Source organism: Streptomyces sp. NPDC048172, assembly GCF_043202595.1.
In the GTDB taxonomy this organism is placed as follows: domain Bacteria; phylum Actinomycetota; class Actinomycetes; order Streptomycetales; family Streptomycetaceae; genus Streptomyces.
Map to the genome: position 1 here is coordinate 1,218,809 of NZ_JBIDAT010000001.1, position 12,629 is coordinate 1,231,437.

A 12,629-nucleotide genomic window follows, 5' to 3' on the forward strand; every position below is an offset into this window, starting at 1 on the left:
GCCCGCCCCCCCGGGGGGGGGGCGGGGGGGGGGGCGGGGGCGGGGCGCGCGCGCCCCCGGCCCCGCCCCCGCGCCGGCGGGGGGGGGGGCGGGGGGGCCCCCCCCCCCCCCCCCCCCCCCCCCCGCCCGGGCCCGGCGGGGGCCCGGGTGCGAGTGCGGGCCCATGAGCGGGCGGCCCGCTCTCACACGAGCAGCGGCAGGACCTCCCCGCCGAGCCGCTGCACATTGCGCTCCGTGGCGGCCAGGTCCCCGGTGCCCTCCACGAGCAGCGCGAACCGCTCGATGCCGGTCCGCTCCGCCGTGCGCGCGAGCCGGTCGGCGCACAGCCGTGGCGGGCCGACCGGGTGCAGCCCGCACAGCAGCTCCGTGTAGCCGAGGGGGTCCCGCATCGGGCGCTGGCGTCCGTCGACGGTGACATGGGCGCCGAGCCCGTCGCGCAGCCAGCCCGGCATCGACTTCGTCAGGGCCTCGGTGGCCTCGCAGCGGGTGTCGCCGACCTGGGCGACCCCGGCCGAGACATGCTCGGCCGCCGTCTCCTCGACCTCGTCGTGGCCGTGCCCGGCGGCCCGCGCCTCGCGGCGCCAGAGCTTGACCATCTCCGCCTTGTCCTCGTCCCCGCAGTGCATCCCCAGCAGCATCGGCAGGCCGCGCGCGGCGGCGAGCCGGACCGTGCCGGGCGAGGTGCAGGCGACGACCACCCGGGGCGGCGCCCCGGAGGGCGGGCCCCCGTCGGCGCGGGGGACCAGCTCGTCGGCGCGGGGCACGACGGGGACCTCCCGGAAGCGGTACCGCTCGCCGTCCGCGCCGACGCGGGGCTCGCTCAGCCACCGCAGCAGCAGGTCGAGGGATTCGGGGAACCCCTTCTCGTGCGCCGCCAGGCCGCCGCCGAAGACCTCCAGGTCCACCCAGGGGCCGCCCCGTCCGACGCCGAGCGTGAACCGGCCGCCGGAGAGCAGATGCAGCAGCGCGGTCTGCTCGCCGAGCGCGACCGGGTGCGCGCTGGGGAGCACGCTGACGGCCGTGCCGACCCCGATCCGCCGTGTGCGCCCCAGCAGAAGCGCCGCCACGGTCACGGCCGACGGGCATACCCCGTACGGAACGAAGTGGTGCTCGGCCAGCCAGACGGCGTCGAGACCGGCCTCCTCCGCGGCGTCCGCGGACCGCACCACGCGGTGCAGCGCCTCCCCCTGCCCCTGGCCCGGGAACTGCGCGCCCAGGACAAAAGCTCCAACTCGCATTGTCCACCGCCCTCTCAGACCGCCCCCGAGAACTCCATGGACCCCGCGCGGAGATGACCCGACGGGCGGAGTCCTCTCTAGCAACAACGCCTGACACGTGCCAAGGGCACGGCCCGGCAAGTCATTCATCGGATGAACGGCAATGAGCGGCTTGCTGTGGACAGCCGAGGCCCCCCTCGGTACGCGTGCGTAGGCTTGATTCCGTCCTCCCCCGTCGACATCCGAGGTGCCCCTGTGTCCCCGCGTCGTAACCGCCCGCGTGGCGGTGCCGCCAAGTCAGCCAGGTCCGCCAGCTCCGCGTCCGCGGGCCGTCGTGACGACGACGGCAGGGACATGGGGGAGCGCTATGGCCTGGAGCGCACCGAGAGCTGGCAGGGCGAGGAGTGGTCGGTCCGGCAGATAAGCGGCGGCGCGGCCGCGAAGCACTACCGCTGTCCGGGCTGTGACCAGGAGATCCCGCCCGGCGTCCCGCACGTGGTGGCCTGGCCCCAGAGCGGGGACGTGGCCGACAGACGCCACTGGCACAAGGCGTGCTGGAACGCGCGGGACCGCCGGAGCGCGAGGCTCCAGCGGTCCCGAAATGCGCCGCGCTACTGACGGCGTGCTCATGCCAGTGCCGCACGGTGGCACGACCGGGCGTCTAGAAGAGCTCCCGTCCGCGCTGCGGCCCGGCTGCGGTTAGACGTCCCGCTTGTTGAGCAGTGCGAACGCGACGCCGAGTGCCACGGCCGTGACGATCGCGAGCAGCCCCAGCAGCGGCCAGCCCGTGGCGTCCTGGTCGCCCTCCATGGGGATGCGGTAGAGCGTGGCCAGTCCGTTCAGCGGGGAGTACTCCATGAGCTTCTCGCGCACGGTCTTCATCGCCTCGCCGACCATGAAGAGCGCCATCACCAGCGGCAGCAGCACGACGCCCATCATCGTGGTGATCGCCCCGGCCGAGTGCCGCAGCAGCGCGCCGACCGCGAGGGAGAGCAGCCCGAGCAGCGCCACGTAGAGCCCGGCGCCGACCGTCGCGCCCAGCCACTCGCCGCCGTCGGCGACGAGCTTCCCTCCTTCGATGGAATCGGCGAGATCCCCGGTCCGCGCGTACGAGGGAACGTCCTGGTCGCTCAGGAGCGCCGAGTTGATCATCGCGGTGAGCGTGCAGGCCACCGTCGTCATCACGAAGGCGAGGGCGAAGAAGATCAGCGCCTTCGCGAGCAGCACCCGGCCGCGCTGGGGGCAGGCCGTGAGGGTCGTACGGACCATGCCCGTGCCGTACTCGGAGGTGATCACCAGCACCCCGAGCGTGATCACGCAGAGCTGGCCGAGCATCAGCCCGAAGAGGCCGCTGGAGAGCAGCGGCATGCCCGTGTAGTCCTGGGTGCTCAGGCCCGCCGCGGTGGCGAGGCCGATGCCGAGCGTGAGGACGAACATCAGGCTCAGCGTCCACATCGTGGAGCGGACCGAGCGGATCTTCGTCCACTCCGAGGCGATGGCGTGCCCGATGTGCGTCCGGGTGACCGGGATCGGCGAGGAGTAGCCGGCGCCCGGGACGCCAGGGGCGCCAGGTGCGCCCGCGGGCGCCTGGGCGGGCGGAGCGGCCGGGGCGCCCATGGGAGCGGCGTCCTGCGGCGGGTACTGCTGGGTGCTCATCGGGCGTCCTCGCCTTCGTGCTGCGGCTGCGGGGAGGGGGCGGCGGCGGGGGCGGCGGGCGCCTGTGGCGGGGGCGCCGAGGGCGGCGCGTCCGCGTACGGGTTCGGGCCGGGCGCGGCGGGAGCACCGGGAGCACCGGGCGCGCCCTGCGGCACCGGCGGCGGCGCCATCTGCGGCGGCATCCCGCCCTGGACGCCCGGAGGTATCGCGCCGGGCGGCATCTGCTGCGGCATCATGCCGGGCGCGCCCTGCATGCCCGGAGCACCCTGCATGCCCGGAGCGCCCTGCATCCCCGGGTGCGTCCCCGGCATCTGCTGCTGGAGTCCGGCGCGCGCGTCGGCCGTCGAGACGTAGTCGCCCGAGCCCTGCGTCATCCGCATGTACGCCTCTTCCAGCGAGGCCGAGTGCGGCGACAGCTCCCACAGCCGGACGTCGGCCTTGTGCGCGAGGTCGCTGATGTGCGGCAGCGCCAGCCCGGTGATCCGGAGCGCGCCGTCCTCCTCGGGCTGGATCTGGCCGCCCGCCTCCTGCACGGCGGAGCTCAGCTTCTCGTGCTGCTCCGGCTCGCCCTCGGGCGTACGGACGCGCGCGAAGCCGACCGAGTTCTGCGCGATGAACTCCTTCACCGAGGTGTCGGCCATGAGCTGGCCGCGCCCGATGACGATCAGGTGGTCGGCGGTCTGCGCCATCTCGCTCATGAGGTGGCTGGAGACGAAGACCGTACGGCCCTCGGACGCCAGCTGCTTCATCAGGTTCCGCACCCAGAGGATGCCCTCGGGGTCGAGGCCGTTGACCGGCTCGTCGAAGAGCAGCACCGCGGGGTCGCCGAGCAGCGCGGCGGCGATGCCGAGGCGCTGGCCCATGCCGAGGGAGAAGCCCTTGGACCGCTTCTTGCCGACGCTCTGGAGCCCCACGACGCCGAGCACCTCGTCGACCCGGCGGGCCGGGATGCCGGAGAGCTGGGCGAGCGACAGCAGGTGGTTGCGGGCGCTGCGGCCGCCGTGCACCGCCTTCGCGTCGAGCAGCGCGCCGACCTGGCGGGGGGGCGTTGGGGAGCCCTCTGAACGCGTGCCCGCCGATGGTGACCTGGCCGGACGAGGGGGTGTCCAGCCCGAGGATCATCCGCATGGTCGTCGACTTGCCGGAGCCGTTGGGCCCCAGGAAGCCGGTCACGGCGCCTGGCCGCACTTGGAAGGACAGGTTGTAGACGGCTGTCTTGGCGCCGTAGCGCTTCGTCAGGCCGTACGCCTCGATCATCATGGTCCTGGACGCAGTTCGGGGCTGACTCGCCCCCCGACACGGCCTAGGAGGTTACAGGGACCGGTTTTGGTTCCGTGCTACGCGTCCCTGCGCTTGAGCACCACGTACCCCGCGACGAGCGCGACCACGGTCCACGCCACCATGATGAGCAGCCCCTCCCACGGCCCGTACGGGCGGTCCAGCGTCTCCGGGACCACCGACATCACGGCCGTCCCGGCCTGGTCGGGGAGGTACTGGGCGACCTTCTTCGTGGCGCTGACCGAGCCCAGGATGTTGGCGACGAGGAAGAACCAGGGCATCAGGATCCCGAACGTCAGCAGCGGGCTGCGCAGGATGAACGCGATGCCGACGGAGAAGAGCGCGATCAGCGTCATGTAGAGCCCGCCGCCGATCACCGCGCGCAGCACCCCGTCGTCGCCCAGCGAGGCCCCGTGGTCGCCGAGCAGCGACTGGCCGAGGAAGAACGTCACGAAGCTGGTGACCATGCCGACGACCAGCACCAGCAGCCCGACCACGATCACCTTGCACAGCAGGAACGTGCCGCGCTGCGGGACGGCGCCCAGCGAGTTGCGGATCATCCCGGTGCTGTACTCGGCCGAGACCACCAGCACCCCGAAGGCGATCATCGCGAGCTGGCCGAGCCCCATGCCCGCGAAGCTCACGTACGTCGGGTCGAAGGTGAGCTGATCCCTTGTCGACATGTCGTCGAACTCGTTGTTGGTCAGCACGCAGATCAGCGCGCCGAGACCGACCGTCACGACGACCGCGATGGCCAGCGTCCACACGGTGGAGCGTACGGAGCGGACCTTCGTCCACTCGGACCTGAGCACCCGTGAGGTGTGAGCCATGGTCAGCCCTTCCCGTCCTTGCCGCCGTTCCAGTCCTGGCCCCACGCGGGCCGCGAGGCGGGTTCGGCGGCGACGGCGCCGGGCCCGGTGTGCGCGTGGTACTCCACGGTCTCGGCCGTCAGCCGCATGAACGCCTCCTCCAGCGAGGCCCGCTGCGGGCTCAGCTCGTGCAGCACCAGCCGCTCGCGCGCGGAGAGTTCGCCGATACGGGCCGCGTCGTCGCCCTCGACCTCCAGCGCCCCGCCCTCCCCGGGCGACGGCCGGAAGCCCTCGGTGACGAGCATGTCCCGCATCCGCTCCGGCTCCGGCGTCCGGATCCGTACGTACGTCCGCGAGTTCTCCTCGATGAACCGCGACATCGAGGTGTCCGCGAGCAGCTTCCCCTGGCCGATGACGACCAGGTGCTCGGCGGTCAGCGCCATCTCGCTCATGAGGTGGCTGGAGACGAACACCGTCCGCCCCTCGGACGCCAGATGCTGCATCAGCGTGCGGATCCAGTGGATGCCCTCGGGGTCGAGTCCGTTGACGGGCTCGTCGAACATCAGGATGTCCGGGTCGCCGAGCAGCGCGGCGGCGATGCCGAGCCGCTGGCCCATGCCGAGCGAGAAGCCCTTCGGCCGCTTCCTCGCGACGGCCGTGAGCCCCACCATCTCCAGCACCTCGCCGACCCGGCGCTCGGGGATGCCGTTGGACTGCGCGAGACAGAGCAGATGGTTCCGCGCCGTACGGCCGCCGTGCACGCCCTTGGCCTCCAGCAGCGCGCCGATGTGGTTGAGCGGCTCCTGCAGCTGCGCGTAGTGCTTGCCGTCGATACGGACGTCGCCGCGGGTCGGCGCGTCCAGGCCCAGGATCATGCGCATCGTCGTGGACTTCCCGGCCCCGTTCGGGCCGAGGAAGCCGGTGACGATGCCGGGCCTGACCGTGAAGGACAGCCCGTCCACCGCCAGCTTCTCGCCGTACCGCTTGGTGAGACCCCGCAGCTCGATCATGAGCCGAGGCTAGGACGGCCCCGGGGACCTCGCCATTCGAGCGCGTCCGCGCGCGTGAAGGCGCGTGAGGGCGCGTGAGGGCGCACGCGAAAGGGGCCCGGCGAACCCCTCGCCGGGCCCCTCACACGTACGTCGTCGCCAGGACAGCCCTTCAGCGGGACTGCTGCGCCGGGACACCCCGGCCCAGGGAGGAAGAGTCCTCCGACGTGGCGCCCTCCTCCGGCTGGCCCGCGGCGGCCACCGCGGCACCCGTGAGGGTGGCCAGCATCTCGCGCACGTTGGTCAGCTGCGCGTTGATGCTGTCGCGGCGGTTCGTCAGCGCCGCCAGCTCGCGCTCCGACTCGCTGCGCACCCGGTCCGCCTTCGCGTTCGCGTCGGCGACGATGTCCTCCGCCTGGCGCTGCGCCGTCTCGACGGTCTGGCGCGCGCGGCGCTCCGCGTCGGTCCGCAGCTTCTCGGCCTCCAGGCGCAGCTGCTCGGCCCGGTGCTCGATCTCGGCGAGACGCTTCTCCGCCTTGGCCTGACGGGAGGCCAGATCGCGCTCGGACTGCTCGCGGCGCTTCGCGAGGTTCGTCTCGAAGTCGGCGGCCGCCTGCGCCGCCTTGGCCCGGGTGTCCTCGAAGAGGGAGTCGGCCTCCTCGCGCTTGGACTGGGCGTCCTTCTGCGCCTCGGTCCGCAGCGCGGTGGCCTCGCCCTTGGCCTTCTCGACGATACGGGCGCCCTCGTCCTCGGCCTTCGACTTGCGCTCGGCGGCGAACGCCTCCGCGTCGTTCCGCACCTGCTGGGCCGCGCCCTCGGCCAGCTCGCGGTGCTGCTCGGCGGCCCGGCGGGCCTCCTCGCGCAGATCCTTCGCCTCCTCCTCGGCGAGGCGGAGGATCTTCTCGACACGCGCGCCCAACCCCGCGTAGGACGGCTCGGCGTCATTGACCTGAGCCTGGGCGTTCTGCGTTTCGAGGTGCAATTCCTCGATGCGCTTTTCCAGAGAGGTGATACGGGCCAGTGCGCTGTCACGGTCGGCGACGAGCTTCGTGATGCGGTCGTCCACCTGCCCGCGGTCGTAGCCACGCCGCACGAGCTCGAAGCCGAAGGGGGAGGAAGTGTCGCTCATGGGGTTCCTGTCGATTCAGACGGGTTATCAGACGGGGAGTGATAGAGGGAATCCTAGGGGTCGAAGCGGCGTGTCATCGAGCTTATGCCCGTTTGATCTGGAGAATGTGCGCTCGTTCGAGTGGCTAGCCCTCGGTGCCCTTGCCACCCGTACGGTTCGTACCTGCGCCAACGCCCGCCTTCACACTGCCGTTCGCCCCCGGGGAGGCACCGCCTTTCTTGCCGCTGGAGCCGCCCCCGGCCCCGGAGCCCGTGGACCCCCCGGAGCCTGAAGCGGAACCGGAGCCCGGTGCCTCGAAGGACTCCAGCGCCTCCAACACGTCCTGCACGCGGGAGATCTCGGTGTTGATGTCCGTCTGACGCCGCTCCAGGACGTCGAGTTCGCGCTGCCCGGCCTCCACCGTGCGCCGCGCCTCCTCCTGCGCCTCGTCGCGGATCCGCTCGGCCTCGCCGGTCAGTTCGGCCTTCTTCGTCTCGGCCTCCTTGAGCAGCCCCTCGGCCTTCTTGACCGCGGCGATACGGACCTTGCCCGCCTCCGCGTTCGCGTCCGCGAGCAACTTCTCCGACTTCTCCCGCGCTTCGGCGAGCTGCTCCTCCGCGGCCTTCACCAGCTTGTCGCAGCGCTCGCCCGCCGACTGCATCGCCTCGGCGGCCTCCCGCCGCGCCCGCTCGTGCAGCTCCTCGACCTCGCCCTCGATGCGGGAGCGCAGCTCCTCGGCGCGGTCCCGGATCGCCGCGGAGTCGCTGCGCGCCTCCTCCAGCATCGTGTCGGAGTCGGAGCGCGCCTTCTCGACGATCTCCCTGCCCTCGGAGCGCGCCTCGCCCACCAGCCGCTCGGACTCGGTGCGCGCCGCGCCGACCATGGAGTCGGCCTGCTCCTCGGCCGCCGTCTGGGTACGGACGGCCTCCTCCTGGGCCTGGGCCAGGAGCTGGTCGGCCTGCTCGGCCGCCTCCGTCCGCTTGTGCGCCGCGTCCTCGCGCGCCTCGTCACGGATCCGCTCCGCGTCGGCACGCAGCCGCTCCGACTCGGCCATCGCGTCCGAAACGGTGCGCTCGGCCAGCGACTTGGCCGCGTCCGTCTCCTCCTGTGCCTCCCGGCGCAGCGTCTGGGCCGCGTGCTCGGCGGCCGACCGCAGACCCGCGATCTCCGCCTCGGCCTCCTCGCGCAGCCCCGCCACCGAGTCGCGCACCTGCTGCGCGGTCTCCTCGGCCGCCGCCACCAGGTCCGCCGAGCGCCGCTCGGCCTCCGTCGTGAGCCGCTCCGCCTCGGTCTGCGCGTCCTCGACCCGCTTGCGCGCCGAGGCCAGCAGCTCCTCGCTCTGCTCCCGCGCCTGCGTACGCTCCTGGTGCGCCTCCTCGCGGGCCGAGGCCAGCAGCTCCTCGGCCTCGCGCCGCCGCCGCGCGGCCTCCTCCTGGGCCGCGCTCAGCGCCTCGGCCGCCTCCGCGCTCGTACGCTCCGCCGCCGCGTCCGCCTCCGCGCGCACCCGGTCGGCCGTCGCCTGGGCCTCCTCGCGCAGCCGCTCCGCCTCCGCTGCGGCCTCGCTGCGCAGCTGGACGGCCAGGGCCTCGCCCTCGGCGCGCGCCTGTGAGGCGTCCGTCGCCGCCTCCGTGCGCAGCCGCTCGGACTCCTCCTCGGCCTGCTGCTGGAGCGAGCGGACCCGCTCGGCGGCCTCGGTGCGCAGCCGGTCGGTCTCGGCCCGGGTCTCGTCCCGCAGCCGGTCCGCCTCCGCGCGGCCCGCCGTCAGCTCGGCCTGGGCCGCGAGCAGCTTCTGCTCGGCGTCCTCGCGCAGCCGGTTCAGCTCGGCCTTCGTCTCGGCCGCGCGGTCCTTCGCCGCCTGCTCGGCCTCCTCGCGGATCCGCTGCCCGGCCTCCTCGGCCTCGGTACGGGTCTGCTCGGCCTGCTCCTCGGCCCCGGCACGCAGCTCCTCGGCCTCGCCGCGGGCCCGCTCCAGGGCCTCCTCGGCCTGCTTGCGGAGCGTCGTGGCGCGCTCGATCGCCTCGGTACGGACCCGCTCGCTCTCCGTCGCCGCGTCGTTACGGGTGTCCTCCGCGTCCTCCTTCGCCTTGCCCAGCAGCTCCTCGGCGCGGGTCGCGGCCTCCTCGATCTGCTGGACGGCCTCGCGGCGGGCCTCGCCGCGGATGCGCTCGCCCTCCTCGACGGCCTCGGCCCGCAGCGATTCGGCCTCGCCGCGCAGCCGCCGCGCCTCCTCCTGGAGCTCGACCGTCTTGGCGCGGTACTCCTTGGTGTCGTCCTTGGCCGCGCCCTTGAGGTGCTCCGCCGTGTCGTGGGCCTCGGCGCGGAGCCGGTCGGCCTCCTCCTCGGCCTCCCGGCGCAGCCGCTCGGCCTCCTCGGTGGCGGCCCTGGTGGTGGCCTTGGCCTCCTCGGACGCCTTGTTCAGCACGTCCTCGGCGGTACGGGCGGCCTCCGCGAGCTGGTTCGCCGACTCCTCCGCCGTGGTGGAGCGGGCCTCCTCGCGGGCCTCCGAGACCAGCCGCTCCGCCTCGGCGCGGGCGTCCTCGCGGATCTGCTCGGCCTCGGCCTTGACCGTCTCCGAGTCCTTCGTGGCCTCGCTGACCAGCCGGGCGACCTGGTCCTTCGCCGTACGCGTCCGCTGCTCGTTCTCCGAGTCCGTGTCCGCGAGGCGCTTGAGCGCGGCCTCCTCGGCGTCGGCGAGCTTGCGGTCGGCCTCCGTACGGGCCTCGCGCAGCGCCGTCTCGGCCTCCTGCATCCGCTCCTCGGCCTTGCGGACCAGGTCGGCCGCCTCGCGGCGGTTCGACTCGGACTCGGTGGCCGTGGAGGTGCGGAGCTGCTCGGCGTGGTCGGTGGCCTCCTGGGCCTGGGTCGAGGCCGCGTTCAGCAGCCGCTCCGCGTCGGCGCGGGCCCGGCGCAGGATGGCCTCGGCCTCGGTGCGCGCGGTCTCCGCCTCGGTGCTCAGGCGCTGCCGGGACTCCTCGGTGAGCCGCTGGGCCTCCGTACGGGCCTGGGCGAGGGACTGCTCGGCCTCGGTCCGGGTCTCCTCCATGAGACGGCGGGCCTGCTGCTCGGTACGGGTGCGGAGCTGCTCGGCCCAGGCCACGTTCTCGTTGACGTGGTTCTCGACCGTGGTGCGGCGCTCGGCCAGCTCCTGGTCGAGCTGCTGGCGGCGGCGCACGGCCTCGGCGTGCAGCTCGGACTCCAGCCGGGACTGCTGCTCGGCCTGCTCCTGGAGGAGCCGCTGGGTCTGGGCGCGGGCGTCACGCAGCTCGCGCTCGGCGTCGGCGCGCATCTGGTCGGCCTGCAGCTGCGCGTTGCGCAGCAACTGCTCGGCCTGGTGCGACAGGTTGTCGTAACCGGCTGGGCGCGTGGCAAGGGCGCGACGCGCCTCGTGCAGCTTGGCGCGCAGCACTTCGACCTGATAGCCGAGGTCGTCGGCGTGCTCGACGGCCTTCTCCCGCTCCTTCTTGAGCCGATCCATCTCGGCCTCGAACTGCGAGAGGTGATCGTCAGCCTCGTAGCGGTCGTAGCCCCGCACTGCGCGGTCCCATCCGTCCCCTGGTCGTCGTGGAGGTGATCTGAAGCCTCTCCGCGGACTCCATGCTCATGGTGTCTCCCGGAAATGGTGTCAGATCATCGGCGGAACGTGGACCGAGCCCCCAGCCCGGAGCCCCCGTGCAGGCACGGACGGCCCGCCCCGGCCGAAGGGCCACTCTACCGGGCGCGGAAGCGGACGTCAGCGGTCCGTTGGTGCGGAAGGGCTCTCCTTTGAAACCCCCGCCGCCGTCACCAGTTCTGTGAGCACGCCGTGACAGTCCTTCGGGTGCAAGAAGGTGATCCTCGAATCCATCGAGCCGTGGCGGGGCTCGTCGTAGAGGACGCGGACGCCCTTGTCGCGGATCGACTCGGAATCGCCGTCCACGTCGGCCGTGCCGAAGGCGATGTGGTGGACGCCCTCGCCGTTCTTGGCGAGCCACTTGGCGACCGCGGAATCCTCGCGGATCGGCTCCAGGAGCTGGATGTAGGAGGCCCCGCCGTCGTCGGTGCCGTTGATCCTCAGCATGGCCTCCCGGACGCCCTGCTCCTGGTTGACCTCGGTGTGGAACACCTGGAAACCGTAGGTGCGAGAGTAGAAGTCGACGGTGGCTTCGAGGTCATTGCAGGCGATCCCGATGTGGTCGATACGCGTCAGCATGGGGAACAGTGCAGCGCCTGTGAGCGCGGTTACGCAACGTGCGCACGGTCACACCCACGTACCGGTGACCGCGAGAGGTACCGCTCAGTACATTGACGGTAACCCTCGTTAACTTCCCGCCGGAAGGGGCTCTCACCTCATGACTGGCACGACTGGATCCTCCAGTACCACCTCTGTGATCGTCGCCGGGGCCCGCACGCCCATGGGGCGGCTGCTCGGCTCCCTGAAGTCCTTCTCCGGGGCGGACTTGGGCGGCTTCGCCATCAAGGCCGCGCTGGACCGCGCCGGCATCGGCGGGGACCAGGTCGAATACGTGATCATGGGGCAGGTGCTCACGGCCGGGACAGGGCAGATCCCGGCCCGACAGGCCGCCGTCAAGGCGGGCATCCCGATGAACGTCCCCGCGCTCACCGTCAACAAGGTCTGCCTCTCCGGCCTCGACGCCATCGCGCTCGCCGACCAGCTCGTGCGCGCCGGTGAGTTCGACATCATCGTCGCGGGCGGCCAGGAGTCGATGACGAACGCCCCGCACCTGCTCCCCAAGTCCCGTGAGGGCTACAAGTACGGCGCCGTCGAGATGCTCGACGCGATGGCGCACGACGGGCTCACGGACCCGTGGGAGGAGATCCCCATGGGCGCCTCCACGGAGAAGCACAACACCAAGCTGGGCATCGGCCGCGCCGAGCAGGACGAGATCGCGGCCCGCTCCCACCAGCGCGCCGCCGCGGCGCAGCGCGCCGGGCTCTTCGAGGCCGAGATCACGCCCGTGGAGATCCCGCAGCGCAAGGGCGACCCGGTGCTCTTCTCGCAGGACGAGGGGATCCGCGGCGACACCACGGCGGAGTCGCTGGGCAAGCTGCGTCCCGCGTTCGCCAAGGACGGGACCATCACGGCGGGTTCGGCCTCGCAGATCTCCGACGGCGCCGCCGCCGTCGTCGTGATGAGCAAGGCCCGCGCCGAGGAGCTGGGCCTGGAGTGGATCGCCGAGATCGGCGCCCACGGGAACGTGGCGGGGCCGGACAACTCCCTCCAGTCGCAGCCCTCCAACGCGATCCAGCACGCCCTGAAGAAGGAGGGCGTCGCCGTCGAGGACCTCGATCTGATCGAGATCAACGAGGCGTTCGCCGCGGTCGCGCACCAGTCGATGAAGGACCTCGGAATCACCCCCGAAAAGGTGAATGTCAACGGCGGGGCCATCGCGCTCGGGCACCCCATCGGCATGTCCGGGGCCCGGCTCGTCCTCCACCTGGCGCTGGAGCTGAAGCGGCGGGGCGGCGGCGTGGGCGCCGCGGCGCTGTGCGGGGGCGGCGGCCAGGGCGATGCCCTGATCGTCCGCGTGCCGTAGAAATACCCGAGGACAGCCAGCAGCGGAAGAACAGGAGC

General features: G+C 72.7%; 9 protein-coding genes and 1 pseudogene. 2 read left to right on the top strand and 8 right to left on the bottom strand.

Translation table 11 applies throughout. The annotated features are described in order from the left end of the window. Window positions 1-182: 182 nt before the first annotated feature. Window positions 183-1,238, bottom strand: a complete 1,056-nt coding sequence (locus tag ACGF3A_RS05600; RefSeq protein ID WP_393726046.1) for an LLM class flavin-dependent oxidoreductase — start codon at window positions 1,236-1,238, stop codon at window positions 183-185. 234 nt (window positions 1,239-1,472) lie between these two features. Between ACGF3A_RS05600 and ACGF3A_RS05605 the strand changes: the two genes are divergently transcribed. Beyond that, entirely contained in the window at window positions 1,473-1,835 is a 363-nt protein-coding gene (locus tag ACGF3A_RS05605; protein WP_393726048.1) for an ATP/GTP-binding protein, read from the top strand. Between the two features lie 81 nt (window positions 1,836-1,916). On the opposite strand, the gene ACGF3A_RS05610 is transcribed toward ACGF3A_RS05605, so the two are convergent. The 7 genes and pseudogenes from ACGF3A_RS05610 to mce form a co-directional block, all read right to left on the bottom strand. Continuing rightward, window positions 1,917-2,873 (bottom strand): ABC transporter permease, encoded by a 957-nt coding sequence (locus ACGF3A_RS05610; RefSeq protein WP_393726049.1) that lies wholly within the window; start codon window positions 2,871-2,873, stop codon window positions 1,917-1,919. Further along, window positions 2,870-4,130 (bottom strand): annotated as a pseudogene (locus ACGF3A_RS05615) (ABC transporter ATP-binding protein). The gene ACGF3A_RS05610 and the pseudogene ACGF3A_RS05615 overlap by 4 nt, the downstream one beginning before the upstream one ends. Before the next feature lie 80 nt (window positions 4,131-4,210). After that, entirely contained in the window at window positions 4,211-4,981 is a 771-nt protein-coding gene (locus ACGF3A_RS05620; RefSeq protein ID WP_393726051.1) for an ABC transporter permease subunit, read from the bottom strand. A 2-nt stretch (window positions 4,982-4,983) separates the two neighbouring features. Next, window positions 4,984-5,970: an ABC transporter ATP-binding protein gene (locus ACGF3A_RS05625; protein ID WP_393726053.1), complete on the bottom strand. Its 987-nt coding sequence runs from the start codon at window positions 5,968-5,970 to the stop codon at window positions 4,984-4,986. Between the two features lie 151 nt (window positions 5,971-6,121). Then, window positions 6,122-7,078: a cellulose-binding protein gene (locus ACGF3A_RS05630; protein ID WP_393726055.1), complete on the bottom strand. Its 957-nt coding sequence runs from the start codon at window positions 7,076-7,078 to the stop codon at window positions 6,122-6,124. 124 nt (window positions 7,079-7,202) lie between these two features. Then, window positions 7,203-10,589 carry a polarized growth protein Scy gene (scy, locus tag ACGF3A_RS05635; RefSeq protein WP_393726057.1) on the bottom strand — a complete coding sequence of 1,129 codons (3,387 nt, stop codon included), beginning with the start codon at window positions 10,587-10,589 and terminating at the stop codon, window positions 7,203-7,205. A 198-nt stretch (window positions 10,590-10,787) separates the two neighbouring features. Further along, window positions 10,788-11,246: a methylmalonyl-CoA epimerase gene (mce, locus tag ACGF3A_RS05640; protein WP_393726059.1), complete on the bottom strand. Its 459-nt coding sequence runs from the start codon at window positions 11,244-11,246 to the stop codon at window positions 10,788-10,790. Window positions 11,247-11,385: 139 nt separating this feature from the next. Between mce and ACGF3A_RS05645 the strand changes: the two genes are divergently transcribed. Next, window positions 11,386-12,591: an acetyl-CoA C-acetyltransferase gene (locus tag ACGF3A_RS05645; protein WP_393726060.1), complete on the top strand. Its 1,206-nt coding sequence runs from the start codon at window positions 11,386-11,388 to the stop codon at window positions 12,589-12,591. Window positions 12,592-12,629 lie beyond the last annotated feature (38 nt).